The sequence below is a fragment of the Planomonospora sp. ID82291 genome (assembly GCF_015711645.1).
GTDB lineage: Bacteria > Actinomycetota > Actinomycetes > Streptosporangiales > Streptosporangiaceae > Planomonospora.
In genome coordinates this window covers 37131-63329 of sequence record NZ_JABTEX010000002.1, presented here as the reverse complement: position 1 = coordinate 63329, position 26199 = coordinate 37131, and the positions used below count along the sequence as shown (strand labels likewise).

The 26199-nt window shown below is 74.8% G+C and carries 22 protein-coding genes; 9 read left to right on the top strand and 13 right to left on the bottom strand.

Annotation, left to right across the window (positions count from 1 at the left end):
• Positions 1–139 precede the first annotated feature (139 nt).
• Positions 140–2023: an efflux RND transporter periplasmic adaptor subunit gene (locus tag HS045_RS11295; RefSeq protein ID WP_196451217.1), complete on the top strand. Its 1884-nt coding sequence runs from the start codon at positions 140–142 to the stop codon at positions 2021–2023.
• A 78-nt stretch (positions 2024–2101) separates the two neighbouring features.
• Here HS045_RS11295 and HS045_RS11290 read toward each other — a convergent pair whose 3' ends face one another.
• Genes HS045_RS11290 through lhgO form a run of 3 tightly spaced genes read right to left on the bottom strand, consistent with a single transcriptional unit; the run spans position 2102 to position 5432 of the window.
• Positions 2102–3490 (bottom strand): cell wall metabolism sensor histidine kinase WalK, encoded by a 1389-nt coding sequence (locus tag HS045_RS11290; protein WP_196451216.1) that lies wholly within the window; start codon positions 3488–3490, stop codon positions 2102–2104.
• Positions 3490–4215, bottom strand: coding sequence for a response regulator transcription factor (locus tag HS045_RS11285; protein WP_196452727.1), 726 nt, complete (start codon positions 4213–4215; stop codon positions 3490–3492). Before HS045_RS11285 ends, HS045_RS11290 begins: the two co-directional genes overlap by 1 nt.
• 26 nt (positions 4216–4241) lie before the next feature.
• Positions 4242–5432 carry an L-2-hydroxyglutarate oxidase gene (lhgO, locus tag HS045_RS11280; protein WP_196451215.1) on the bottom strand — a complete coding sequence of 397 codons (1191 nt, stop codon included), beginning with the start codon at positions 5430–5432 and terminating at the stop codon, positions 4242–4244.
• A 441-nt stretch (positions 5433–5873) separates the two neighbouring features.
• Here lhgO and HS045_RS11275 point away from each other — a divergent pair, with 441 nt between their 5' ends.
• From HS045_RS11275 to HS045_RS11265, 3 genes are read left to right on the top strand one after another with little or no spacing between them, the layout of a single operon-like run.
• Entirely contained in the window at positions 5874–6101 is a 228-nt protein-coding gene (locus tag HS045_RS11275; RefSeq protein ID WP_196451214.1) for a hypothetical protein, read from the top strand.
• Positions 6102–6105: 4 nt separating this feature from the next.
• Positions 6106–6441 carry a PadR family transcriptional regulator gene (locus HS045_RS11270; RefSeq protein ID WP_196451213.1) on the top strand — a complete coding sequence of 112 codons (336 nt, stop codon included), beginning with the start codon at positions 6106–6108 and terminating at the stop codon, positions 6439–6441.
• Positions 6438–7181, top strand: coding sequence for a DUF2812 domain-containing protein (locus HS045_RS11265; RefSeq protein WP_196451212.1), 744 nt, complete (start codon positions 6438–6440; stop codon positions 7179–7181). The genes HS045_RS11270 and HS045_RS11265 overlap by 4 nt, the downstream gene beginning before the upstream one ends.
• A 38-nt stretch (positions 7182–7219) precedes the next feature.
• On the opposite strand, the gene HS045_RS11260 is transcribed toward HS045_RS11265, so the two are convergent.
• Positions 7220–8455: a hypothetical protein gene (locus HS045_RS11260; protein ID WP_196451211.1), complete on the bottom strand. Its 1236-nt coding sequence runs from the start codon at positions 8453–8455 to the stop codon at positions 7220–7222.
• Between the two features lie 122 nt (positions 8456–8577).
• Between HS045_RS11260 and HS045_RS11255 the strand changes: the two genes are divergently transcribed.
• Complete coding sequence (locus HS045_RS11255) at positions 8578–9546, top strand: aldo/keto reductase (RefSeq protein ID WP_196451210.1); 969 nt, start codon at positions 8578–8580, stop codon at positions 9544–9546.
• A gap of 197 nt (positions 9547–9743) precedes the next feature.
• Here the strand turns inward: HS045_RS11255 and thpR are convergent, their stop codons facing one another.
• From thpR to HS045_RS11225, 6 genes are all read right to left on the bottom strand, one after another.
• Positions 9744–10502 (bottom strand): RNA 2',3'-cyclic phosphodiesterase, encoded by a 759-nt coding sequence (gene thpR / locus HS045_RS11250; protein ID WP_230883996.1) that lies wholly within the window; start codon positions 10500–10502, stop codon positions 9744–9746.
• Positions 10456–11700 (bottom strand): MFS transporter, encoded by a 1245-nt coding sequence (locus HS045_RS11245; protein WP_196451209.1) that lies wholly within the window; start codon positions 11698–11700, stop codon positions 10456–10458. The genes thpR and HS045_RS11245 overlap by 47 nt, the downstream gene beginning before the upstream one ends.
• Before the next feature lie 125 nt (positions 11701–11825).
• Positions 11826–12284, bottom strand: a complete 459-nt coding sequence (locus tag HS045_RS11240) for a MarR family winged helix-turn-helix transcriptional regulator (protein ID WP_196451208.1) — start codon at positions 12282–12284, stop codon at positions 11826–11828.
• A 136-nt stretch (positions 12285–12420) separates the two neighbouring features.
• Positions 12421–12618, bottom strand: a complete 198-nt coding sequence (locus tag HS045_RS11235) for a hypothetical protein (protein ID WP_196451207.1) — start codon at positions 12616–12618, stop codon at positions 12421–12423.
• Positions 12619–12941: 323 nt separating this feature from the next.
• The gene (locus HS045_RS11230) at positions 12942–13379 is read right to left on the bottom strand and encodes an SSI family serine proteinase inhibitor (RefSeq protein WP_196451206.1); all 438 of its coding nucleotides are present in this window, start codon (positions 13377–13379) and stop codon (positions 12942–12944) included.
• 457 nt (positions 13380–13836) lie between these two features.
• Entirely contained in the window at positions 13837–15270 is a 1434-nt protein-coding gene (locus HS045_RS11225; RefSeq protein WP_196451205.1) for an NCS2 family permease, read from the bottom strand.
• A 157-nt stretch (positions 15271–15427) separates the two neighbouring features.
• Between HS045_RS11225 and HS045_RS11220 the strand changes: the two genes are divergently transcribed.
• On the top strand, positions 15428–15865 hold the full coding sequence (locus HS045_RS11220; protein ID WP_307827470.1) for a DUF2530 domain-containing protein: 438 nt from the start codon (positions 15428–15430) through the stop codon (positions 15863–15865).
• 25 nt (positions 15866–15890) lie between these two features.
• On the opposite strand, the gene HS045_RS11215 is transcribed toward HS045_RS11220, so the two are convergent.
• Together HS045_RS11215 and HS045_RS11210 are read right to left on the bottom strand one after the other, a co-directional pair.
• On the bottom strand, positions 15891–19106 hold the full coding sequence (locus HS045_RS11215; protein WP_196451204.1) for a sacsin N-terminal ATP-binding-like domain-containing protein: 3216 nt from the start codon (positions 19104–19106) through the stop codon (positions 15891–15893).
• A gap of 228 nt (positions 19107–19334) precedes the next feature.
• On the bottom strand, positions 19335–20165 hold the full coding sequence (locus tag HS045_RS11210) for a DUF3027 domain-containing protein (protein WP_307827469.1): 831 nt from the start codon (positions 20163–20165) through the stop codon (positions 19335–19337).
• A 185-nt stretch (positions 20166–20350) separates the two neighbouring features.
• Here HS045_RS11210 and HS045_RS11205 point away from each other — a divergent pair, with 185 nt between their 5' ends.
• Positions 20351–22048, top strand: a complete 1698-nt coding sequence (locus HS045_RS11205; protein WP_307827468.1) for an MFS transporter — start codon at positions 20351–20353, stop codon at positions 22046–22048.
• A gap of 49 nt (positions 22049–22097) precedes the next feature.
• Here HS045_RS11205 and HS045_RS11200 read toward each other — a convergent pair whose 3' ends face one another.
• Positions 22098–22496: a cold-shock protein gene (locus HS045_RS11200; RefSeq protein ID WP_196451201.1), complete on the bottom strand. Its 399-nt coding sequence runs from the start codon at positions 22494–22496 to the stop codon at positions 22098–22100.
• 425 nt (positions 22497–22921) lie between these two features.
• Between HS045_RS11200 and HS045_RS11195 the strand changes: the two genes are divergently transcribed.
• Positions 22922–23545, top strand: coding sequence for a TetR/AcrR family transcriptional regulator (locus HS045_RS11195; protein ID WP_196451200.1), 624 nt, complete (start codon positions 22922–22924; stop codon positions 23543–23545).
• 84 nt (positions 23546–23629) lie between these two features.
• Positions 23630–26077, top strand: a complete 2448-nt coding sequence (locus HS045_RS11190; RefSeq protein ID WP_196451199.1) for a helicase-associated domain-containing protein — start codon at positions 23630–23632, stop codon at positions 26075–26077.
• Positions 26078–26199: the final 122 nt, after the last annotated feature.

Below are 26199 nucleotides of genomic sequence, written 5' to 3'. Positions count from 1 at the left end.
GACCCTGACGCATGAGGCTGGGGGATGACCCGGCTCGAGCTGAGTGTTCGCTGCATGCGCCGCGGGGAGGCGGGACGCTCAGGTGATCCTCAGGTCCCCCTGAGGGGGATGGGAATCACAGGGACCAGGATGGTCCGCCATGAGACCGACCGATCTCCCGAAGACCCTGCGGACGGGAGGACTGGCCCTGGCCGCCCTCGTCCTGGTGGGGACCGGCGCGTTCTACGTGCTCGGTGACGACGCGGCCGAGGCTCCGGGCATCGAGCTCGCCGCCGCCCGGCGGGGAACGGTGACCGCCGCGGTGTCCGCGGCGGGCAGCACCGTCGACGGTGACACCCGCGAACTGGGCTTCGGCTCCTCGGGGAAGGTCACGAGGGTCTACGTCAGGCCGGGGAGCAAGGTCGATGAGGGCGACGTGCTCGCCAGGATCGACTCCACCCGCGCCCGCGAGCGCCTCACCGCCGCCCGGGCGCGCCTCGCCGCCGCACAGGAGTCCCTGGAGGAGGCCGAGAGCGCGAGCGCCTCCACCGGTTCCGGCGGGACGGGAGGCTCCGGCGGGACCGGCGGGACCGGAGGCGCGACGGGCGCCGGAACCCCGTCCGGCTCGGACTCCGCCGGTACGGCCTGCGCTCCCGCGAGCGGGCCGACCCCTTCGGGCCGCCCCACCACCACTCCCGGAGCCTCGGGCCGCCCCACCGCCCCCGTCTCCGCCCGCCCCACCGCGGCCGGAGGCTCCGCCCGCCCCACCGCCTCCGCTCAGGGCGGTTCCCCGGCGCCGTCCGCGGGACGGCGGGCACCTGCGGAGGTCCTCCCCGCCGGTGGTGTCGCACCCGCCGCGTACGTCCCCCACCCTGCCCCGTCCCTCTCTGTGACCCCCTCCCGGCCCCCCGCCATCACCCCGACTCCCACCCCCGTCCCCTCGGATCCTCCGGTTCCCCCCACCGTGACCGCCACGGCGGCCCCGGCGGTGACCGTGACGGCCACCGCCACCGTGACCGCCACCGCCACAGCCACCGCCACCGCCACTGTGACCGTGACGGTGGCCCCGCCGGGTGCGGCGGACGCGGGCCCCTCCGGCCGCGGGGAACAACAGGGCGGACGCGGAGGACAGGGCGATTCCGCCGCCGCGCGGCCCACCGCCACCGGAAGGTCCGCGGGCACGGCGACGCCGAGCGCGAAACCCGGCACAGGGAGGACCGCGACCCCGCGGGCCACCCCCGCCTGCACGGAGCGGCCCGGCGGCCGGGGCACCGGAAACACCGGCACCGGCACCGGCACCGGCACCGGCACCGGCACCGGCACACGCGACGCCGCCGGCATCGGAACGGACGCGGCCGGCGGGCGGGACGTGCTCGGCGTGGAGCACGCCGAGGCCGAGATGAAGCGCGCCGAGGCCGAGGTGACCGACGCCGAGGAGGAGCTGGCGGGCGTGCGGATCGTCGCGCCGAAGGACGGGACCGTCCTGTCCGTCTCCGGCGCCGTCGGTGACAGCGCGGGCACCGGCGCGTTCGTCACCCTGGGAGACCTGAACGAACTGCAGGTGGCGGCGATGTTCACCGAGTCGGACATCGGCCGCCTCGAACTCGGCGGGCGTGCGGTGATCACCCTGGCGACCCGGCCGGGCGAGAAGCACGCCGGCACGGTCACGCACATCGCGCCGACCGCGACGACCACGGACCGGCTCGTGAGATACGCCGTCACGGTCGCCTTCGACGACCCCCCGGAGGACCTCATGATCGGCCAGAGCGCCTCGATCACGGTGACGGTCGACGAGGCGCAGGAGGCGCTCTACGTCCCGGCGCAGGCCGTGCGGACCGGTTCCGACGGGTCGCCGGTGGTGACGGTCCAGGACGGCAGGCAGCGGGTCGTGCGGACGGGCGTCCGCGGCGACCGGTACATCGAGATCGTCGAGGGCCTCGCCGAGAACGACCAGGTCGTGCTCCCCGGCGGCGCGTCCTCCGGTGGCTTCCCCGACGGCGGCTGGCCGGGAGGCGCATCCACCGCGGCCCCCGCCGCGCCCTGACCCCCGTGCCCGGCCGGCGCCGTGCCGACTCCGTCGGCACGGCGCCGGGAGAAGGCCGGAGGCCCGACCCGACCGGTCTCAGCCGAGGTCGGGCGCCAGAGGGAGCCGGACGCTGAAGGCGGCCCCCTCGCCGGGCGCGGAGTCGACGGACACCGTGCCGCCGTGCGCCTCGACCATCGCCGCGACGATGGCCAGCCCCAGCCCGCTGCCGCCGTCCTCCGGGGCGCGGCGGCCACGGGCGGAGTCGACGCGGTAGAACCGCTCGAAGACGCGCTCGCGCTGCTCCGCGGTCAGGCCCGGCCCCTCGTCCGCCACCTCCACGACGGCCGCGCCGTCCTCGGCGCGGAGCAGCACCCGCACCGGCGTGCCCTCGGGGGTGTGGACGAGCGCGTTGTTCATCAGGTTGCCGACGACCTGGCGGAGCCGTACCTCGTCGCCCGAGACGATCAGCGCGGCGCCGTCGACGGAGAGCGAGACCTCCCGCCCCGGGGCGAGGATCCGGGCGTCGTGGACGGCGTCGGCGGCGATGGCCAGCAGATCCACCGGACGCATGGACATCGGCCGCTGCCGGTCCATCCGGGCGAGCAGCAGCAGGTCGTCCACGAGCAGGCCCATCCGGACCGCCTCCGACTCCACCCGGCGCATCAGCGGCGCGGCGTCGATCCCGGGCGCCTGCCGGTAGAACTCGGCGAACCCCCGGATCGACGTCAGCGGCGTGCGGAGCTCGTGCGAGGCGTCGGCGACGAACCGGCGCATGCGCTCCTCGGAGCCGCGGGCCGCGGCCTCGGACTCGGACCTGGCCCGGAAGGCCGCCTCGATCTGCGCGAGCATGCCGTTCAGCGACCGGCCGAGGCGTCCGACCTCGGTGCGGGGGTCCGCGTCGGGGACGCGGCGGCTCAGGTCCCCGGCGGCGATGGCCTCGGCGGTGTGCTCGATCTCCTCCAGCGGGCGCAGGCTCCGCCGGATGACCACCACGCCCACCAGCGCCAGCGCCAGCATCAGCCCGCCGCCGCCGAGGAGCTCCACCAGCGCGAGCTGGCCGACGATCTGCCGGACCTCGTCCAGGCCGACGGCCACGACGATGCTCTCTCCGGTGTCCAGCGGGGTCACCCGGATCCGCCACTCACCGTCGTTGAACGGTTCCGGACCCGGATCGCGGGGCACCGCCGGCATCGGACGGCCCTCCGCGTCCCCTCCGCTGACCGTGACGAGGACCCGGCCCTCCGCGCCGCGGAGCTCCACCTTCATGTCGGGCGGCAGCGCCCTGCCGGTCAGGGTGAAGGGCCCCGGGGTGTGCAGGCGGCGCAGGACGGTCGCGGTGGTCAGGGCGATCTGGTTGTCCACCCGGTCGATCAGGTAGCCCCGCATGATCGAGACGCTGCCGACGCTGATCAGGACCAGCGCGATCGCCAGCAGGACCAGGATGACGCCGATCAGCCGGACGCGCAGAGGGCTGCGGGCGAACATCAGGAACCCGGCGCACCCGGCGGGCAGCGGAGCACGTAGCCGACCCCGCGCAGCGTGTGGATCAGCCGGGGATCCGCATTGTCGATCTTGCGGCGGAGCACGGAGACGTAGGACTCGACGATCCCGACGTCGCCGCGGAAGTCGTAGTCCCAGACGTGGTCGAGGATCTGGGCCTTGGACAGCACCCGGCCCGCGTTCACCATGAAGTAGCGCAGCAGCTTGAACTCCGTCGGCGAGAGCGCCACCGCCCGGCCCCCGCGCCACACCTCGTGGCTCTCCTCGTCGAGCTCGACGTCGGCGAAGGTGAGCCGGGGCGGCCGGGCGAACGCGTCGCCCCCGCCGGTACGGCGCAGCACGGCCCGGATGCGGGCCACGACCTCCTCCAGGCTGAACGGCTTGGTCACGTAGTCGTCCCCGCCCACGGTCAGCCCGCGGATCTTGTCCTCGGTGGCGTCCCGGGCGGTGAGGAAGAGCACCGGCGTGTCGGTCCCCCCGCCGCGCAGCCGCCGCACCACGTCGAAGCCGTCCATGTCGGGGAGCATCACGTCGAGCACGATCAGGTCCGGGCGGTGGCGCTGCACGGCGGCGACGGCGTCGGCGCCGTTGCCCGCGGTGTTCACTCCGAAGCCGGCGAACCGCAGGCTCGCCGCCAGCAGTTCGAGGATGTTGGGCTCGTCCTCGACGATCAGCAGACGGGCCTCGGGGGATTCGTTCACGAGAACCATCCTCACCCGCCCGTATGAGAAAGCCGTTAAAAAGTCAGAACAGAGGTTATCCCGACAAGATGCCTGGCTATCGCCAGACTGGACGTCGCCGCAGGCGAAGGGGCGTTGCGCACCAGGGTGACCAGGCCGTGCACGTCGATCACGAAGTCGTCCGGCATGCTCCCGTCGCGGGCCACGGCCTGCGCCCGGACCCCGCCTCCGGCCGGGACGAGGTCGGCGGCGGTGATCGCGGGGACGTAGCGGCGCGCCGCCGCCAGGAAGGCGGACCCGGACAGCGAGCCGAGCGCCTCCGCGACCCCCGTCCGCCAGTGCCGCGCGGCGAGCCGCCGGGTCCCCGGCCAGGCCGCGACCCGGCGCAGGTCGGCCAGGTCGACGTCCCGCCAGGAGTAGCCCTCCAGCGCCGGCGCCATGACCGCGTTGGGGCCGACGAGCACCTCCCCGTCGATCCTGCGGGTCAGGTGCACGCCGAGGAACGGGTAGCGGGGGTCGGGCACCGGGTAGACCAGGCCGCGGACCAGGTCCCTGGCCCGTCCGGCGAGCGCGCGGTACTCCCCGCGGAAGGGGACGATCCGCACCTCACCGGGCGACCCGGCCATCCGGGCCACCGCGTCGGTGCCGAGCCCGGCGCAGACGACCAGCCGGTCGAAGCGCATCCTGCTCCCTGCGGCGACCACCTCCACCCCGTCCGCGGTCTGGCGCAGCGCGCGGACCGGGTGCGCGAGCCGTACGGCGCCGCCGGCCTCCTCCACGTCGCGGGCCAGCCGGCGGGCGACGGCGGGGAAGTCGGTGATCGCGGTGCGCGGGGAGTGCACGGCGGCCACCCCGACGGCGTGCGGCTCGACCTCGCGCAGGGCCAGCGCGTCCAGCTCGGCGACGCCGGACACGCCGTTCGCCCTGGCCCGCTCGGCGATCGCCCGCAGGGCGGGCCGCTCGGCGGCGGTGGCGGCGATGACGAGCTTGCCGACCTCGTCGTAGGCGATGGCGTGCTCGGCGCAGTACTCCCGCAGCAGGGCCATGCCCTCCCGGCAGAGCTCCGCCTTGAGCGATCCCGGCCGGTAGTAGAGGCCGGCGTGCACGACCCCGCTGTTGTGCCCGGTCTGGTGGGCCCCGACCCGGTCCTCCTTGTCCAGGACGGTCACCCGCGCACCGCGGGTCAGCGCCAGCTCCCTGGCCACCGCCAGGCCGACGATGCCGGCCCCCACGATCCCGACGTCCATGACACGACCTCCGAAACAGGATGTCCCCTCCCGGGAGCACACATTCTTCGAAAGCTAACGGCGATCTCCGGTCACCGCATCCGAACGCCGCCTGCCGGGCCGGCCAGCCCAGTGACGCCTCGACCGCCAGGATCTCGCCACCCGCGAACACCGCCGCGAGCCCGGTGCCGAGGAGGCGTACGGCCCGCGTCCTGGTGAGGAGGGCGGCCGCGGCCCAGACGAGCAGGAGGCGGACGAGCGCCGCGTGGGTGGCGGTCCGCTCGGCCAGGACGGCGGAGGCGGCGGCGGCCCGGCGAGCCGGGGCTCCAGTGGATGGCTCCGCAGCAATCTATGTTGCATTCCTAACTAGATGGCTGTAATTTCTACGTAGCGAAGGCGACGGCTCCTCCGGAGCCGGCCGTCGAAGAATCCGCCCGCCCGACACCCCAAGGGGAAGATCACATGACCGCCGCACAGCCCGCCTCCTCGACCCCGGCCGCCCCCGCCCGCAGCGCGCTCTTCTCCGACAGGCGCTTCCAGTACACCTTCGCCGCCTTCTGGATCCTCAGCACGGCCCGCATCATCGTCGGCCGGTACGTCGACCAGGACTTCCTCTCCGGGTTCCTGACCGGTCTTTTCACCGTCTCCGCCATCGCCCTGGTCTGGCAGTTCGCCCGTGGCCGCCGCTAGCCCCATGGCGACCGACCGCCGCGCCAGCTGGCTGAAGGGCGTCCTCGACCTGCTGGTGCTCGCCGGCCTCACCGAGGGCGAGAACTACGGCTACGAGATCGCCAAGGGCCTCGCCGAGATCGGGTTCGACATCAAGGGCGGCACGCTCTACCCGGTGCTCAACCGGCTCGAGGAGGCCGGCCTGGTCACCGCGGAGTTCCGCGCCACCGAGCGCGGCCCCGGCCGCCGTTACTACACCCTCACCCGACAGGGCCGCGACACGCTCGCCGAGCAGGGCGCGCTCTGGCTGACCTTCGACGAATCCGTCCGTTCCGCGCTCTCCCGGGGAGGCGTCCGATGACCACCGCCTACTTCGACGACCTCGCCGCGCTCCTGCGCGAGCGCGGCGTCCCCGCCGAGGAGGTCGCCGCGACGGTCGACGACCTCGCCGCCTACGCCGCCGAGAGCGGCGCCGACCCGGAGGAGGAGTTCGGCCCCGCGGCCGGCTTCGCCGCCACCCTGGCCCCCGCCGCGGAGGAGGCCGCCCCGGAGAGCCACCCCGACCCGGTCGCCGAGACCTGGGTCTGGACCGCCGACGCCTTCCGGGACCGCGCCTACCTCAACAGGTACGGCGAGCAGGGCTGGGAGGTCGAGCGCATCGACCACCTGGGCCGCTTCGTCAGCCGCCGCGCCCCCGAGCACCCGCTCCGCTGGGAGTACCGCCGCGAGACCGCGCTGCCGGCGCGTCACGACGCCCTCGTCGCGCGCCTGGCCCCGGACGGCTGGGAGCCCTGCGGCGACTGGATGTACTTCCTGTACTTCAAGCGCCCCAAGGCCGTCACCGAAGGGCCCGCCGGCGAGCTCGACGACGCCCCCGCCGTTCCCGCCCGCCGGGTGTTCTTCGGCCGGCGCTTCTACGTCTTCATCGTCGTCTGGACGCTCTTCATGGCCGCCCTCGCCGTCGGCGTCGTCTCCGGCATCGGCCCGCTCTCCGGCGGCGACCACGAGTTCGGGCTGGACTTCGTCGGGGGCCTCCTGATCGGCGCCGCCGTCGTCGTCCTCCCCGTCCTGCTCACGCTCCGCCGGAGGCGCCGCCGCTGACGGTCCCCGCCCCGCGCAGCACGCCGGGTACGACGTGCCTACCCGGTACGGCGGGCGATGAAGACGATGACGCCGGTGGCTCCGACGGCCACGAGCAGCCAGAGCAGCACCGCCGAGACCGGCACCCCGGCGTCCTCCTCACCGTCCTCCCCGGCGTCCTCGACCGCGCCCGCCGGACCGGCCGGCTCCGTGCGCGCCGTACCCTCCGGGGTCGGCGTGGGCGCGGGGGCGACCGCCTCCAGGACCCGATCGGGCAGCGGCACCAGGTGGACCGGGCTGTCGGCGCCCTCGGAGCCGGTCAGCAGGGCCCTGCCGTCCGCGGTGTAGGCGATCGACTCGGCCTGCTCCAGCGGGGGCATCGAGACCCGGGCGAGCTGCTCGTCGAAGTCGCGGTAGACCGTCGCGGAGATGTAGGTCCGGACCACGAAGCTCGACCCGTCGGGCGCGTAGGCGGCGTCGGTCGCCATGATCGGCGCGGAGCCGACCCTGCGCAGCACGTTGACCCGCCCGGTGCGCAGGCGCTTGGGCGCCGCGTAGACCGCCCCGGCGAACTCCTTGGTCACGATGTGGAGCCGCCCGCTCCGGGGGTCGACCATGACGCCCTCGGCGTTGTGCCCCCCGTCCTCGTAGCGGAAGCGGTAGCGCACGGCCGGGAGCACGGCGTCCTTCAGCGCGGCGGGCTCGGCCACCTTGTAGACCGAGACGTCCGGCCAGGCGCCGTCGAAGTTGTCGCCGATGTCGGCGAACCAGAGCACTCCCCGGCCCGTCTTCGGGTCCTTGGAGACCGCCATCCCCTCCCAGTCGCGGGCGCCCGCGCCCCGCAGGGTGAACACCGCCCGGGTCCGCCCGTCCCCGCCGACCGCGAAGAAGACCGCTCCGGCCTCGCTGTCGTTGTGGGTGTAGTAGACGTCCTCGTGGGTCGGCGAGACCGCCAGCCCGCTCGACTCGGTGATCCGCTCGTCCGCGAAGCGGAACAGGACCCGGTCCGCCTCGCCGTCCCCTGCCGGCTCCGTCGGCCCGCCCGCCCCGGCACCGCCCGCGCCCGCCGTCCGCACGCCGCCCGCGTCCGCCGTCCGCCCGCCGCCGCCCGTCACCCCGGCGCCGCCCGTCCGCCCGCCGCCGTCCGCCGCCGTCCGCCCGCCGCCCGCGTCCGCCGTCTGCGGGCCCGCCGTACGTCCCACCGCCTGCACGCCGGGTCCGGCGAACACCGTCGCCGCGACCACCCCGGCCGCGGCGAGCACCCGAATCAGGACTTCCCCCGGTCTGCTGCGCATTCAGCCATCATGCCCCGCCCACCGCCCGTCCAGGGCGACCCCCGCGGCGATCGGGCACCGCGCGTCCGGTACGTCCGAAGGGACTCGCCTGGAGCACACTCCAGGTCCCTAGGGTGGAACACATGGAATACACGCAGCTTGGCCGTACCGGCCTGAAGGTCAGCCGCCTGTGCCTCGGCACGATGAACTTCGGCCCCGTGACCACGGAGGACGACTCCTTCGCGATCATGGACCACGCCCACGAGCTGGGGATCAACTTCTTCGACACCGCCGACGTCTACGGGTGGAAGAAGGGCGAGGGCATCACCGAGAACATCATCGGGCGCTGGTTCGCCCAGGGCGGCGGCCGCCGGGAGAAGACGGTCATCGCCACCAAGCTCTACGGCCCGATGGGCGACTGGCCCAACGAGGGCCGGCTCTCGGCGCTCCACATCCGCCGCGCCTGCGACGCCTCGCTCAAGCGCATGCAGACCGACCACATCGACCTCTACCAGGCGCACCACGTCGACCGGGACACCCCGTTCGAGGAGTTCTGGGAGGCCATGGACATCCTCAAGCAGCAGGGCAAGATCCTGTACGTCGGGTCGTCCAACTTCGCGGGCTGGCACATCGCCAAGGCCCAGGAGGAGGCCCGCCGCCGGGGCACCGTGGGCCTGGTCTCCGAGCAGTCCCACTACAACCTGATCGTCCGGGCCGCCGAGCTGGAGGTCATCCCGGCAGCCGAGGACTACGGCCTCGGCCTGATCCCGTGGAGCCCGCTCGCGGGCGGCCTGCTCGGCGGCGTCCTCCGGAAGATCGACAAGGGCCGCTCGGCCTCGGAGACCATCGTCAAGGAGCTGGACAGGCACCGCGACAAGATCGAGCGGTACGAGGCGTTCTGCGACGAGCTCGGCGAGGACCCGGCCAACGTCGGCCTGGCCTGGCTGCTCCACCAGCGGGCCGTCACCGCGCCGATCATCGGCCCGCGCACGCTGGAGCAGCTCGACGGGACCGTCAAGGCCCTGGAGGTCACGCTCGACGAGAAGGCCCTGGCCCGTCTCGACGAGATCTTCCCCGGCTTCAAGACCGCTCCGGAGGAGTACGCCTGGTAGCGGGCACCGGCCGACGGGCGCGCCCTCCCCGGAGGGCTCCCTCCCGGGAGGGCGGCGCCCCGGAGGCTCCGGGAGACCAGGGCTCCGACCGGGGGACGGGACGCTAGGAGACCAGGGCTCCGACCACCACGAGGAGCACGAGCAGTGCGAGCACCGTGGGCAGCAGCCAGCGACGGGGACGATCCACGCCCTGGAGCCTAGCCCTGCCCGCGGGATGCCCGCGCCCTGAGCGGCCATCTCTCGACCGTCTCGTAACGGACCCGGCCGCCCAGGTGGCTCCGCATCAGATGCACGGCGTCCGCCTCCCACGGGCCGCCCGCGAACGGCGCCAGGGCCTCGACCAGCGGGCGCAGATCGACGTCGCCCCTGGTCCTGGCCCTGGCCAGGGTGAGGTGCGGCCGGAACCGGCGCTCGTCCACCGCGATGCCCTCGCGCCGCGCCGCGGCGCCGACGGAGTCGGCCAGGCGGACGATCCCGGACCGGCCGCCGTGCGAGCCGCCCCCGCGCGGCCCGGCGTCCCCGCCCGCCGCACCGCCGTACGGCGCGTCGTCCCCGCGTGATCCGCCTCCGTGCGGCGCGTCACCTCCGTACGGCGCGTCGCCCCCACGCGATCCGCCTCCGTGCGGCGCGTCACCGCCGTACGGCGCGTCGCCCCCACGCGATCCGCCTCCGCGCAGTCCGGCCCAAAGGACCCGGGCCCGCCGGGCCGAGGGGAACGCCCCGGCCCCGGCGAACGCCAGCGTCATCGGCTCGTACCGCGACGCGGCACGGGCGAGGCGCGTCCGGAGCGCGGGCAGCAGCTCCTCGGCCACCTCGCCCAGGAACGCCAGCGTCAGATGCCAGTCGTCCGGATCGGTCCAGCGCAACCGAGGCCAGTGCTCCCGGTGCGGCGCGAGCGCGCGGGCGAGCTCATCGCGCACCGGCCGCGGCGGCAGCAACGCCACGAACAGCCGCATGCGTCCTCCTGCCGATCGCCTTCGTCAGCATTATCGCCGCGCCGACGCCGACCAGGGTGAGCGCCCCGCCGACCATGATGCCCGCCCGGGGGCCGCCGACCTCGGCGATCCAGCCGAGCAGCGAGGCGCCGACCGGGGCCCCGCCGGTGAACACCAGCACGTACAGGCCCATCACCCGGCCGCGCATCTCCGGCGCGGCGGCGAGCTGCACACTGGCGTTGGCGGTGGTGTTGAGGGTGATCTGCGCGAGCCCCGCGGGGATGAGCAGGAGCAGATAGAGCGGGTACCACGGGGCCAGCGCCGCGACGATCTGGAACAGGCCGAACGCGACCGCTCCGCCGATCAGCAGCTTCCGGCTGGGCTCGGTGCGCCGCGCCGCCATGAGGGCGCCGGCCAGCGCGCCGACGGCGAACATGCTGGAGGCCACGCCGAAGGAGGACGCGTCCGCGGCGAAGACCCCGCGGGCCATCAGCACGATGGACATCGCGAACGACTGCGCGGTCAGCGAACCGAAGGCGACCAGCAGGATCGGCAGCAGCAGGTCCGGCCGGTCCTTGACGTAGCGCAGGCCCTCGCGCATCTGCCCCTTGGCCCGGGGCACCGGCTCGGGGACGGTCAGCTCGGAGCCGCGCATCAGGGCGAGGCCGCCGAGCACGGCGAGGAACGAGACCGCGTTGATGAGGAAGATCGGTCCGGCGCCGCCGTACAGGTGGATCAGCACACCCGCGGCGGCCGGGCCGGCCACGCGGGCCAGGTTGAAGCTGGAGGCGTTCAGCGCGATCGCGTTGGGCAGGTCCTCCCGCCCGACCATCTCGACCACGAACGACTGCCGGGTCGGCACCTCGACGCAGGCGATGAGGCCGAGCACGAGCGCCATCACGTAGATGTGCCAGACCTGCACGGCGCCGGTCACGGTGAGCACGCCCATGGTGAGCGCGAGCACGCCCAGCAGGGACTGGGCGACGAACAGCAGCCGCCGCTTGGGGTAGCGGTCGGCGATCACGCCGCCCCAGAGGCCGAGCAGCAGCGTCGGCAGGAACTGCAGCGCGGTGGTCACGCCCAGCGCGGCGGCGCTGCCCCCGCTGAGGTCGAACACCAGCAGGTCCTGCGCGGTGCGCTGCATCCATCCGCCGACGTTGGAGACCACGCCGCCGATCGCGAAGAGCCGGTAGTTGCGGTTGCCCAGCGACCGGAACATCGAGCCCCGGGTCTCCGCTGCGGTCGGGGCGCCCCCGGTCCCGGCCGCCTGCGGCTCCCGCCCGGCCGCCGCCGGTGCCTCGGCCGCCGCGGAGACGGCCGAGGCGCAGGGTTCCTCGGGTTCGGCTAGATCCGGCTGAGCTTCTCCAGAATCGGCGCCGCCTGCCGGAGCACCGCCCTCTCCTCGGGGGTGAGCTCCTTCAGCCGCTGGGTCAGCCAGGCGTCCCTGCGGCGGCGCTCCTCCTTCAGCAGGGCCGAACCCGCCTCGGTCACGGTCACGGTCACCTGCCGCCGGTCGGTCGGGTGCGGGGTACGCGACACCAGCCCCCGCTCTTCCAGCGCGGCGATCACGCGGGTCATCGAGGGCGGCTGCACCTTCTCGTGCTCGGCCAATTCGCCGGGGGTTATCCCGGAATGCCGTTCCACGGCGACGAGCGTCGCGACCTGGGTGGGGGTCAGCGAGTGACTTGCGGCCTGCCTGCGCAGGCGCCGGGTCAGCCGCGCCAGTGACACGCGCAGCGCCGAGGCCAGACCGGCGTCGCTGCGCAGGTTCGCGGCGGGATCCTTCTTGTTGGGGTAGCTCATTAGCAGGTCTCATTACCCTTGCTAACGATGTCTGATCGCATCCGTATTCCCTCCGGCCCGGGTCTCATTCCCGTGAGCCGTACAGCGTGTCAGACACGACGGAGATCCCCAACCCGCGGCCGGATCCGCGCCGCCCTCAGGCCGTGCGACCGGAGCCCCTCCCGGAGCCCTCCCGCGCCGCCCTCAGCTCCGTCGTGAGATCCACCAGGGCCAGGCCGATCCCCGCCAGTGCCAGGGCGTCGGCCCCCGGCCTGCCGTGAACGGCCCGGTCCACGGCGTCGTGCAGCAGGCCGGCCGCGTCCTGGACGGGCCGCTCGTGGTAGATGGGCTGCATGCGTCGTCTCCAAACGGTGGGGGAAGAGCGGACGTGTCGCGGGACGATCGAGACACCGGAGCGCGCGTTCACCGGCGCACCCGGCTTCCACGAGGGCGGCGCGGACTCCGGGCATCCGGTTTCAGCCCGGACTCCGGGCGTCACGGCACCGGGAATCCGCGGACGCGAATCCACCGGTGAACCGACGGCGACCTCCGGATGAATTAACAGATCCCGGAGGACGGCCCCGTGCGGGAATTCCTTCGGACGGTCAGCCGGAAAAGGCTTTCACCGGACGACCGGCCGTAAATCATTCCACCGGAAACATTCCACTGGGCAACGAATCAGAAAGCGAAGAGGACGCCCCCCGTGGCGCGTATCGCCGCGCACCGGTTCGGATGGGTCTCGGCGTAGCGGTACCGCCGTCCCTGCCACGTCCCGGTGGCGGTGAGGCGGACCGGCACGTACTCCAGCGTGCACGCCCCCGGCCTCTCGGGAACGGCCTCCACCCGGCCCCCGGCCCGGCGGAGCTGACCGCAGGCCAGGACCGGCCGGGGATGCGTGCCGCCGTCGGGACCGCAGGTCAGCGTCGCCGTCCTGGTCGGCCCCGAGCCGTCCTCCCGGGCCACCTGCAGCAGGTAGGAGCCGGTCGGTCCGTCCGGCGCGAACGTTCCGGCCACGGCGGGCACGGCGCCGAGCGACACCGCCAGACCCGCCGCGGAGGCCGTGCAGAGCGCGGTGAACCACCTGACGCGGACGTGGACGAACGACTGGATTCGCATGAACGTCTCCCTGGGAATGTCCACCGCGTTCTGCGGCGTTCGACACGGCGAAGCGGCGGACCGGTCGGATCGGCGCCCCGCCGGAAACGGATATCGACGCTCCAGAATTCGCCGGCGATCGGCCACAAATTCTTTCGCCCTGCGATATTAGGGCGAGAATATCTTCCGGGCAACCTCGGCCGACGTCCTCAATCGGCCACATAGGTGCCCGACCGCGTACGTACCCGGCCGGCGAATCCGCTTATCCATCCCGCGGACAAAGAATTCCCCCGTGCGGGGATCCGCGCCCGCCCTGGCGGGCCTGCCGCACCCGCACCGCCTGGCGTGGCACCGGACGCCACCACCGCCTGACGTGGCGCCGGACCACCTGACGTGGCACCGGACGCCACCCTGGCCGCGGGCGCAGGCCGTACGGCCCGGAGCCCGCGGCCGGGCGGCCCCTCCGGCGGGGTGCCGCTCAGGCGAGCAGCGCCTCGATCGCGCCGCGGGCGAAGTAGAGCACGAAGAGCGCCGCGACGAGCCACATCAGCGAGTGGACCTCGCGCGCCTTGCCCTTGACGGCCTTGATCAGCACGAAGGCGAGGAAGCCGGCGCCGATGCCGTTGGCGATGGAGTAGGTGAACGGCATGAGCACGATCATCAGGAAGGCCGGGATGGCGATCTCGTAGTCGGTCCAGTCGATCTCGCGGATCGCCGTCATCATCAGGAAGCCGACGATGACCAGCGCGGGGGCGGCGGCCTCGTGCGGGACGATCCCGACCAGCGGCGAGAGGAAGACCGCCAGCAGGAAGAGCACGCCGGTGACCACGCTGGCCAGGCCGGTGCGCGCGCCCTCGCCGACGCCCGCGGCCGACTCGACGTAGGTCGTGTTGGAGGAGACGGAGCCCGCGCCGCCGACCGCCGCGCCGATCGAGTCGACGAGCAGGATCTCGCGGGTGCGGGGCAGCGAGCCGTCCTCCTCGACCAGCCCCGCCTGGGTGCCCACGCCGACGATCGTGCCCATGGTGTCGAAGAAGTCGGTGATCAGGAGAGTGAAGACGAGCAGCACCGCCAGGGTCACCGAGACCGAACCGAACGCGCCGAGGGGGTCGAACTCGGTGAAGAGCCGGAGCGGGTTCTCGAAGCCGAGGACCCGCTCGGGCAGCGCGGGGACGTTGAGCCGCCAGCCCTGGGGGTTCGGCGCGTCCGGCGTGCCGGAGCCGCCGGCCTTGACCAGCGCCTCGACGGCGATCGCGAGGATCGTGGTGGCGACGATGCCGATCAGGATGGCGCCCTTCACCTTCCGGGCCACCAGGACGGCGATCAGCAGCAGGCCGACCACGAACACGACCATCGGCCAGCTGGTCAGCTTGCCGCCGATGCCGAGGTCCACCGGCACGCCGGACCCGCTGCGGACGAAACCGGCGTCCACGAAGCCGATCAGCGCGATGAACAGGCCGATGCCGACGCTGATCGCGGTCTTGAGCTGGGCCGGGATGGCGTTGAACACCGCGGTGCGGAAGCCGGTCAGCACCAGCAGAGCGATGATCACGCCCTCCAGGAAGACCAGGCCCATCGCCGCCTCCCACGACATCTGCGTGGCGATGCCGAACGTGACGAAGGCGTTCAGGCCGAGGCCCGCCGCCATCGCGAACGGCACCCGGCCGACCACGCCCATCAGGATGCTCAGCACGCCGGCGACGAAGGCGGTGCCCGCGGCGACCAGGGGGATCGGCGCGGAGGTCGCGTCGGCGATGTACTGGCCCTCGGCGTCCTTGGCGGTGGCGATGATCAGCGGGTTGAGCACCACGATGTAGGCCATCGTGAAGAAGGTCGCGAGACCGCCGCGGACCTCCCGCCCCACCGTGGAACCGCGAGCAGAGATATGGAAGAAACGGTCAAGAGCGCTCATTGAGCTTGTTTTGGTATCACTCACGGGCGTTCAGCGTGACATCGCACCTCGTCCCGAGGAAGGTCCCCGCCCTGATGGTGATGGGATCGCAACCGATCCGCGCCTTCACCGCGCCCGTTTTGCGGATAGTGAGAAGTCGTCGCCTACGCTGGAGCACGTGAACCAGCCTCGCCGTCAGGATCTCCAGCCGTTGAAGACCAACGACACGGCCACGATCCTCATGGGCATGGTCCTGTGGGCGATCGCCCTGGTCGTGCTCCTGCTGCTCGGACCGGACCCGCAGGACCGCTGGTGGATCTGGACCTGCGTGTCGGGTCTGGTCCTCGGCGTGTTCGGCCTCTGGTACGTCCGGCCCCGTCACCATCCCGCCCCGCTGCCCGCCGCCGAGGAGCCCCTGGAACCCGCCACGGCCGTCCCGCCCGCCTCCCACATGCCGTCCGTCCCGGGCGCCGAGCCCGTCGGGCCCGCCGAGCCCACTGCGGGCATCCCGGGCGCCGAGCCCGTCGGGCCCGCCGAGCCCACTGCGGGCGTCCCGGGCGCGGAGCCGGAGTCCACCGGCGCCTCCGAGGACTCGGGCCGTCCCCTCACCGGCTGAGGCGGCGCCCGCCCTCCACCGCCCGTCACGTGGTCGAGGCGGTCCAGCTGTCCAGGTCGGCCTCGGCGAGCAGCAGCGGCACCGCGGCGGGGTCGCGCAGCAGCGCGGCGACCGCGAGCCGGTCGCCCCACTGGCCCGACGCCCACGCGAGACCGCGCGCCAGGCCCTCCACGCCGGAGGCGTGCACCGTGCCCTCGAAGAACCGCCAGGCGGCGGGGACGCCGTCCACGAGCAGCTTCTCGTGCTCCACGTAGGTCGCGGGAGCGGTGGGCAGCAGCGACCGCACCGCGGGCGGGACCTGCCGGACCTCGCCCGCCGACGTCACCTCGCCGGCCGCCTCCTCACCCGCCAGCGGCAGGTCGAGCAGCTCCGACAGCGCCTCGGCCAGGTCGAACGGGGCCAGGACCAGCGGCCGGTCCGCGACCAGCGGGAGCAGGTCGGGGGCCTCGACCACGACCGGCTCGCCCGCCTCCGCCGGGCCCGCCCCGGAAACGGCCCCGGCACCCGAGCCGGAACCGACCGGGGAACCCGACCCGGAACCGCCGGACAGCAGGCGGCCGTCCTCGGCGTCGGCGACGACGATCTCACCGCCGAGGACCGCGCGGACCGCCCGCGGAGGCGCGACGCGGGCCGGGTCGACGGCGGCCAGGGCCACCCACAGCGCCCGGAGCTGCGCCCGGTCCACCTCGACGGAGGGGTCGGCGAGCAGGTCGAGGAGCTCGTCCGGCCCGCCGTGCGAGGCGAGCAGGTCGGCCAGCGTGGTCCGCACGCCGATCATCGCCAGCGCCGCCGCGTCGGCCGCGGGCGGGGCGTCGCCGTACAGGCCGAACAGGAGCGGGTCGCCGCCCGGCAGGCGCAGCTGGGTGGGGCGCTTCCCGCCGAGCACCGGGTGGGTGGACAGCCACCACGAGGTGTAGGACGGCACCTCCACGACCTCGCCCGCCGCCACGACGCGCAGCGGGTGCAGGACCGCCCGCAGCGGCGGGCGCGAGAGCAGCGCCAGCGCGGAGGGCCAGTCGGCGACGTACTCCAGGTCGCGGACGGCGGAGAACTCCCTGGCGACCGGGGGCACGTCCAGCTCCGGCAGCAGGTCGAGCACGGCCTCCAGCCACTCGTCCTCGCGGTCGAGGTCGTGGTCGCAGTCGTCCGGGTCGATCATCACGTCGCTGTCGTTGACGACCGCGAAGCCGTCGAGCACCCCGGTCGCGGCCAGCACCCGCGGGCCGTACCGCTCGACCAGCTCCGGCGCGGCCGTGCCGAAGTGGGTCGCGGTGTCCAGCAGCCCGGCCAGCGCGCCGTCGGCCAGCAGCAGCTCGCCCGCCGGGTAGAGCTCGCCGTCGGCGCCGCGCAGCGCCAGCTCGGCCAGCCACGGAGCCTCGCCCGCGGTCAGCCCGGCGGCGTCGACCAGGGCGAGCACGGCCTGGGCCACCGGCTCGGGGTCGGCGCTCTCCAGGGACTCGGCGACGGCCCTGCGGGTGAGCGGGTCCTCCAGGACCGTGCGCGGCGTCGCCTCGGCGGCGCCGAGGCGGAGCAGCAGCGGGTGGGCGGCGTCCGGGTGGACCACGCGGAGTCCGAGCGGGGCGAGCACGTCCGGGTCCAGGGCGCCGCGCTCGGTCAGCACCAGCGTGCCGCGCGGGCCGCGGACCAGGCGGCCGTCGGAGAGCGGGACCGGCAGCGCGCCCAGCGCCTCCAGGTCGTCGGCGGGCAGCACCTCGTACAGCGAGCGCCACCAGACCGGGTCCCGGCCGGCGGCCGTCTCGCCCGACAGGTCCCCGGCGAGCAGGTCCACGACGTCGGCGAGCTCGACCCGCCGGACGCCGAGCGTGGTGATCGCGGGGTGCCGGGCCGGCCAGCCGGCGGGCAGCAGGCCGGGGACCGTCCCGGCGATCCGCTCCAGCAGCTCGCCGGGGGCCGCCACCACGCTCGCCCGCCGGCCGGACACGACGAACCCGCCGCCGGGACGGCCGTCGACCGCGTCACCGGAGCCGACAGAGCCACCGGAGCCGGCGGACCCACCGGACCCACCCGGGCCGCCGGAAGCGGCGGCTCCGGCCGCCTCCCGGGCCTCGGCGGGCGGGGAGAGCGCGGGCAGCAGCGGCGCATCCGGGAGCAGGCGCAGGATCGCCCGGCGGATCCGGGCGTCGAGCTCGCCCTTGCCCATCAGTCCGGGGACGAGGTCGAGCAGCTTCGGCGTCCGGGGCAGGCCCGACAGCAGCTCGACGTAGAGCTCCGCGGCGCGCTCGACCAGGAACTCCGCCAGGGGCCCCGCGGCCACGTGCCGCCGGTCGGTGGCCATCGGGAAGGACGCGATCAGCAGCGCGGGCAGGTCCAGCGGCTCGTCGCTCGGCGTCGGCGCGTGCACCACGGGCGGCACCCGCTCCGGCAGCGGCCGGGGCTCGGCCCCCGCCGGGCCGTCCTCCGGGGAGACCGGTACGGCCCAGCGGACCGTCCAGTACGGCCGGGCCCGCTCCTCGGTCGGCCGGTCGGCGAACAGCTCGGCCACCTGCTCGGGGGTGAACTGCCCGGAGGCCGCGACGACCCGCCAGCCGCCGGGGACGATCACCCGGGTCTCGCCGTCCACATCGATCTCGATCGTCTCCAGCGCGGGCAGCCCCAGCAGCAGCGCGGGACCGGCCTGGTGGAGCATCCGCCGCACGGCCTCCACCGCCGCGCCGTCGCGCAGCGGGAGCCGCACCAGCGTGTCGAACCCGGCGGGGATCTCCACGGGACCGGCGGGGAACGGCAGGCGCAGCAGCGGCACGTGCCCGCCGCGTTCGGCGAGCTCGGCGGCCAGCGCGGGCTCGGCGGCCACCAGCGCGGCGGTCTGCTCGCGGGACCAGCGGACCACCCCGGTCCCCAGGGAGCCGATCACCGGCTCGTCGCAGACCGAGACCACGGCCGCGAAGCCGACGCCGAACCGGCCCGCCGTGCCGGACTCGCCGCGCTTGGCGGAGACGCGCAGCGTCGACAGCCCTTCGATCCCGGCGGCGTCGATCGGCGCGCCGGTGTTGGCCGCGGAGAGCACGCCCTCGCGCAGCGACAGCCGGAGCCGTCCCGGCACCCCGGCGCGGAGCGCGGCGTCCGCGGCGTTCTGGGCCAGCTCGACGATCAGCCGGTCGCGGTAACCGCCGAGGGCGAAGTCCTCCTCCGCGTTGGCGTCCTCGCGGAAGCGCGCGGGCGAGGCGGTCCACGCCGCGAGCACGGCGGAGCGGAGGCGGTCGGTGCCGAAGAAGTCAGTCACAGCGATGTTCCCAAAGGTCAGGGCCCCGGTCACCACGGTGGCGCGGACCGGTGCGGAAGGCGGCCCGGCGACCCGGCGGACCGGACCGGGAGACGGCCCGGCGGACCGGACCGGAGCGGAGCGAAGGCGGACCGGAGCGGAGGCGGACCAGAGCGGAGGCGAACCGGACCGGAGCGGAGGCGAACCGGCGGCCCCGGCGGGGCGCGGGGCGGTGCCGGACCGGTCGGGTCAGGAGTGGCCCAGGGGCTCGTCGGAGGAGCCGTCGTCCACGGAACCGGCCAGGTCGGCCTCCCCCGCCTCCTCCTCGACGTCGTAGAGGTGGTCGTCGAGGATCGGCGAGGTGGGCACCACCTGGTGCGGCACCACGGTGGCCTCGGAGTGCGCGCCGCAGCCGTGGTCGGCGGCCACCACGCGGCCGTCGTCGGGGGCGTACTCGTTGGCGCAGACACCGAACCCGGTGCGCAGCGCACCGGCCAGCGGCCAGTAGAACCCGCAGGTGGAGCACTGGGCGGGAGCGGCGTGGGCGATCGGGGTGTGCGGACCGGCCTCGCCGGAGTGCCAGCGCCGCACCGCGAGGTCGCGGCCGATCGGGGAGAGCACCCGGGCCCGGCCGAGGCCGTACTCGAAGATCATCTGGTGGTCGATCTCGCCGCCGGTCTCGTCGCCGGTGTCGGTGAAGCCGGGGGCGAGCCGGTCGTCGTCCTCGCCGGTGGGCAGCAGGTCGCCCACGCCGAGGTCGCCGGGGCGCAGCCGCTCGCTCCACGGCACCCACTGGGGCGCCAGGAGAGCGCCGGGACCGGGCAGCAGCACGACCTCGCTGACCGTGACGTTGCGGGCCCGCGAGGCCCGCGCGACGGTGACGGCCCAGCGCCAGCCCCGGTAGGCGCGGTCCAGGCAGGCGAAGTGGTGGGTGACCACCCGGTCGCCCTCGCCCTCGACCCCCAGGTGCTCGCCGATCTGATCCGGTCTGACGTTCTCCTCGATCGCGGAGCGGGCCAGATCGACGGCGGCGACGCAGGCCTGGTCGAGAGCTACAGCGCGAGATCGAGTACGGGTCACGTAATTCATTCTCGCCTATGCCCGGAGCGAACGGCACCGCGTACCGGACGACGTCCCGCTGTGCACCGGCTCGTCCCGATATCAAATGATCATCGGAGGTCCGCCGCCCCTCCCCGCCGACCGCCCGTCCCCGGCCGGCACGCCGCATCGGACAGGGCGGCCACCGGTCGGGTATGACTGGAGGCGTGGCAGCGGACTGGGAACGGGCACGGCGGAGTGCGGGGGAGGCCTCCCGCCGCGTCGGCCGCGCCGCCGCGCGGGCGGGCCGGGCGGGCGCCCAGGCGGGCCGGGCGGCCGCGCGGGCGGCCCGGGGCACCGGCCGGGCGGCCGGGCGGGCCGGGCGCGGCGCGGCGGACGCGACCCTGGGGGTCGGCAGGGCGGCGCGCCGGCTGACCCACGCCCAAGGAGCGGGCCGCACCGGGCTGGGCCAGCTGATCGAGCTGACCGCCGCGCACAGCGCGGGCGACGCGCTGGTCACCGCGGCCCTGGCCGGCACGCTGTTCAAGCTCCCGGTCAACGAGGCCCGGGGCCAGGTGGCGCTCTACCTGCTGATCACGATGATCCCGTTCGTGGTGGTCGCGCCGTTCGTCGGCCCGGTCCTCGACCGGTTCCGCTCCGGCCGCCGCTTCGTCATGGCGGGCACGCTGTTCGGCCGGGGGCTGCTCTGCTTCGCCATGGCCGCGGCGGTCGCCCCCGGCGACGTCTTCACCATCTTCCCCGCGGCGCTGGCCGTGCTGGTGCTCTCCAAGGCCTACAACGTCTCCCGGGCCGCGATCATGCCGAGCGTGCTGCCCGCCGACATCGCCCTGGTCACCGCCAACGCCCGGGTCGCCCTGTTCGCCCTGGTCTCGGCGGGGGTCGCGGTGCCCCTCGGCGCGGGCGTCAGCGCCTGGCTCGGCGCCGAGTGGGTGCTGCGCGCGGCGACGGTGCTCTTCCTGGTCCAGGGCGTGCTGGCCGTACGGCTCCCGCGCCACGTGGACTCCCCCGACCTCGACGAGCTGCAGGAGGGCGAGGAGCGCCCGCCGCGCTGGCGGACCATGATCAACGTCGGCCCGGTGGTCGCCGAGTCGATGCTGGCCAACGTGGCGATCCGGTTCCACTCCGGCTTCCTGCTGTTCTACCTGCTCTTCCTGGTGCAGGAGAAGAAGCTGCCCGGCATGCCCCCGGCGGTGGCGATCGGCGTGCTGGCCCTGGCCGCCGGGGCGGGCGGTCTGGCCGGGGCCGGGGTGGCCTCGTGGGCGCGGAGCCACTCCCCGCAGGTCATCGTGCTGGCCACGCTCGCGCTGTCGGGCGCGGTCACGGTCGTGGCGGCCGCGGTGTTCGGCCTGTGGACCGCGGTGGCCGTCGCGCTGGCGGCCGCCTTCTCCCAGGGACTGGGCAAGCTCGCGCTGGACGCGATCGTGCAGCGCGAGATCGGCGAGGAGATCCGCTCGTCCACCTTCGGCGTGGTCGAGGCGTTCCTGCAGATCGCCTGGGTGGTCGGCGGGCTGATCGGGCTGCTGCTCTCGCTGTTCGCCGCCGGGCCCGGCGGGCTGGCCGCGATGGCCGCGCTGCTGGCCGGTTCACTCGGCTGGCTGGTCGTACGGCGGCGCGCGCGCGTCCGGGCCAGGGACGCGCGGGCGCGGGCCGCCCGCGCCGCCGCCGCGGACTCCTCCCGGGGACCGGAGGGCCCGGAGGGATCGGATGACCCCGGGCGCCGCGACCCGCAGGAGGCGCCCGAGTCCGGACCCGCGCCCGCGCCGCCCGGCCCGGAGGCCGCCGGGCGCGGGCGGGGGAAGGCGCGCCCGGGCAAGCGGCCCGCGGGCACCACGACCGCCGTCGTACGGCGCGGCGAACCGCCCGCCGAGCAGCGGACCAAGCCCCTGACCAACCCCCACGGCTGAGCCGGGGGCCGGGTCAGCCAGAGTCCGGGCCGGCCGTCCAGGGTCCGGGTCAGCCGTCCAGGTCGTCGGCGACCGCGCGGAGCACGGTCGCGATCTTCTTGGCGTGCGCGGCGTCCGGGTGCTTGCCCTTCTGGTAGGACATGGAGACCGTGTCGAGGAGCTTGATCAGGTCCTCGACGATGACCACCATCTCGTCGGGCTTCTTGCGCTTGCCCTTCGGTTTGGCGGTCCTGTCGAGGACCGGGGGCTGGTCGATCACCCGGACCGAGAGCGCCTGCTGGCCGCGGCGCCCTTCGGCCACGCCGAACTCGACCTTCTGACCCGGCTTGAGGGAGTCCACGCCGCCGGGCAGCGCGGAGGAATGCACGAAGACCTCACCGCCGTCGTCGCGGGTGAGGAAGCCGAAACCCTTGTCGGCGTCGTACCACTTGACCTTGCCACTCGGCACAGGGGTGACCTCGTTCAGACTGTGGTGTAGGGGATGGAAGTAGGTTATGCCCATAGGCCGCCCAGAGCGACCGTGTAAAAAGGGACGAATCAACCGGCCGCGGCGGCTCCGGGTATCTCGGCCGACTCCCACCGCCACCGCCACCGCGCCACCGCCACCGCGCCACCACCACCGCGCCACCGCCACCGCCACCGCGCCGCCGCTGGACGCCCCGACCCGGCGTCCGCCCGTCCCGCGTCCCCGGAGCCCCCCTCCCTGTACGCCGCCGCGACGGCTGTGCAACCCTTTGCAAAAGGGGTCGCTTACTCCCCCGACCGGTGGACCACCGGTGCGCCGCCGCACCCGGGTCCACCGGTTGCATCCGGTGAACCGCATCCTGACGGGTTGCGACTGGATAGGGTCATGACGGAGGTATCGGCAGACAAATGACCAGATCGACGCGCGAGCGGATCATCGACGAGGCCCTGCGCCTGTTCGCCGAACGGGGCTACTCGGCGACCTCGGTCGCCGAGATCGAGGCCGCCTCCGGGCTGTCCCCCGGCGCCGGAGGGCTCTACCGGCACTTCAAGTCGAAGTACGAGGTGCTCGCCGCGGCGATGAACGAGCACGCCGCCCGGACCAGCACGCAGATCGCCGAGACGCTGGCCGAGATGAGCACCGTCGAGGCGGACCTGGCCATCGAGGAGCGCCTGGCCCACCTGTGCCGGTCGGGGCTGGCCAAGGTGCGCGAGGAGAGCGAGCTGACGCGCGTCTTCTTCCGTGACCTCAGCCAGTTCCCCGAGCTGGTCGCGGTGGTGCGCGAGGGGCTGCTGCAGCCCATGTTCGACGCGATCACCACGTGGTTCCGGGCTCAGCCCGAGTACGCCGGCGCCGACCTCGACTGGCCCGCGATCGGCGCGGTGCTGGGCGGCGCGGTCATCCACTACCGGCTGTTCCAGGAGACCGTCGGCGAGCCCCCCGGCCGCGCCGACAGGGACCGCTTCGTCGACTCCTGGGTACGGCTCGCGCTCGGCCTCATGCCCCGTCCCGCCGTGCAGGCGATCGGCTGATCCGGCCGCCGGTCCCGCCCCGGCCCGTCTCCCGGGACCGTACCGGTCCGCGCGCTGTCGGCCGGGACTCCTACCATTGTGGAAATGAGCACGGAGTTCACCAAGTGGTTGCGCGGCCGGAGCGACGAGCAGCTGCGTGAGCTCGTCACCCTGCGCCCCGAGCTCATCACCCCCGTCCCCGCCCACGTCGAGGGGCTGGCCGGGCGGGCGAGCAGCCCGTCGGCGGTCGGCCGGGTGCTCGACCGGCTCGACCGCTTCACCTTCGCGGTCGTGGAGACGCTCGCGGTGCTCCCCTCCCCGGTCTCCTACCGGCCGCTCCGCGCCGGAGTCGCCCGCGCGCTGTCCGGGCCGGCGGACTCCGCCTTCGAGGCCCGGTTCCGGCAGACCGTCGACCGGCTGCGGACGCTGGCCCTGGTCTACGGCCCCGACCGCGCCCTGACCCCGGCGCCCGGCGTGCGGGAGGTCCTGGACGGCCCCGCGGGCCTGGGCCCTCCGGCGCGGGAGGCGTTCCGGCACTACCACCGCGAGCGCCTGGCCGAGCTGGTCGGGGACCTCGGCGGTGGCGGCGACACCGCGGAGGCCCTCGGCGCGCTGCTGGCCGACCCCGAGGTCGTCGCCCGGCTGGTCGGAGAGGTCTCCCCGCAGGCCCGGTCCGCCCTCGACGAGCTGGCCTGGGGTCCGGCCAGCGGCCGGGTGGCCAACGCCCGCCGCGAGGTGCGGGCCGCCACCGCCCGGTCGCCGATCGAGCAGCTGCTCGCCCGGGCGCTGCTCTGCGCGACCGGGGAGGAGTCCGTCGTGCTGCCGCGCGAGGTCGGGCTGTTCCTGCGCGGCGGCCGGATCCACCGCGAGCTGTCTCCCGTCCCCCCGCCGCTCGCCGGCACCGAGCGCACCCGCGACCTCACCGACCGGACGGCCGCCGGGCAGGCGTTCGCCTTCACCCGCGCGGTGGAGGAGCTCTGCGAACGGTGGGGCGCCGAACCTCCCGGTGTGCTCCGCGGCGGCGGCCTGGCCGTACGCGACCTGAAGCGCGCCGCGGCCCTGCTCGACCTGCCCGAGTGGGCGGCCGGGCTGGTCATCGAGGTGGCGCACGCCGCCGGCCTGGTGGCGGCGAGCGGCGCGGTCGACGGCGACTGGATGCCCACCCCCGTCTACGACGGCTGGCGGGTGCGCGCCACCGAGGAGCGCTGGGTCGTGCTGGCGTCGACCTGGCTCGCCACGGACCGCGTGCCCGGGGTGATCGGCGACCGTGACGAGCGCGACCGGCTGCTCAACGCGCTCCATCCCGATCTGCGCCGCGCCGCCGCGCCGGAGGTCCGCGCGGCCGTGCTCGGCGTCCTGGCGACGGCCGGGGACGCCGCGACCGCGCCGCTGGCGCCGACCCTCGACTCGGTCCGGGAGCGCCTGGCCTGGGAGCAGCCGCGCCGCCGCGGTCCCCATCGCGACCGGCTGGTGGAGTTCACCCTGCGCGAGGCCGAGCAGATCGGGGTCACCGGTCTCGGCGCCCTCGCCCGCCACGGCCGCGCCCTGCTGCCCGCGCGGGCCGGCGACGACGCCGCGGGCCGTACGGAGTCCGGGACGGGAGCGGGCCCGGGGAGTGGCGCGGGGACCGGCGCGGGAACGGCCGCCGGGCTGCTGGCCCCGCTGCTGCCCGTGCCGCTCGACCACGTGCTGCTCCAGGCCGACCTGACCGCGGTGGCGCCGGGCCCGCTCACCGGCGAGCTGAGCCGCTGGCTGGCGCTCGCCGCCGACGTGGAGTCCACCGGCGGCGCGACGGTCTACCGGTTCGGTGAGCACTCGATCCGGCGGGCGCTGGACGCCGGGCAGGGCGCCGACGAGATGCTGGCCATGCTGGAACGGCACTCGACCACTCCGGTCCCGCAGCCGCTCGGCTACCTGGTCGCCGACGTGGCCCGCCGCCACGGCCGCATGCGGGTCGGCACGGCCGGCTCCTACGTGCGCTGCGACGACCCCTCCGCGCTCGACGAGGTGATGGCCGACCGGCGGGCCGCCCCGCTGCGGCTGCGCCGCCTGGCGCCCACCGTGATCGCGTCCAAGACCGCCCGGTCGGCCCTCGTCGACTCGCTGCGCGCGATGGGCTACGCCCCGGTGGCCGAGTCGCTGGAGGGCGACGTGATCATCACCAGGCTCGACGTGCGCAGGACCGAGGGCCCGCCGCAGCTCCGCGCCCCGGCCGTGTCCGGCGGCCTGGACGCCGAGGTGATCACGGCCGCGGTCCGCGCGGTGCGGGCCGGGGACGCCGCCCACCGGGCCCGGCGCAAGCCCGCCGCCGCCCCCGACGGGCAGGTGCCCCGCTCCCCGGCGACCGCCACGATCGGCGCCCTGCGCGAGGCCATCCGGCAGGGCTCGCAGGTCTGGATCGGCTACCTCGACTCGCAGGGCAACGCCACCAGCCGCATCCTGGAGCCCGCCCGCATGGAGGGCGGCTACCTCACCGCCTACGACGAGACGCGGGCGGCGGTCCACCGCTTCGCCCTGCACCGCATCACCGGGGTGGCCGATGTCCAGCCGTAGACCGGGTCCGCGTCCGGCCGCGGACCGGTCACGGCCTCCGGCGGCCCCCGGGCGAGGTGTCCGTCCCGGCATCCTTGCGACCGTTCCGTCCCGGTCGTGGTATCTGTTGAGGCAGACCGTTC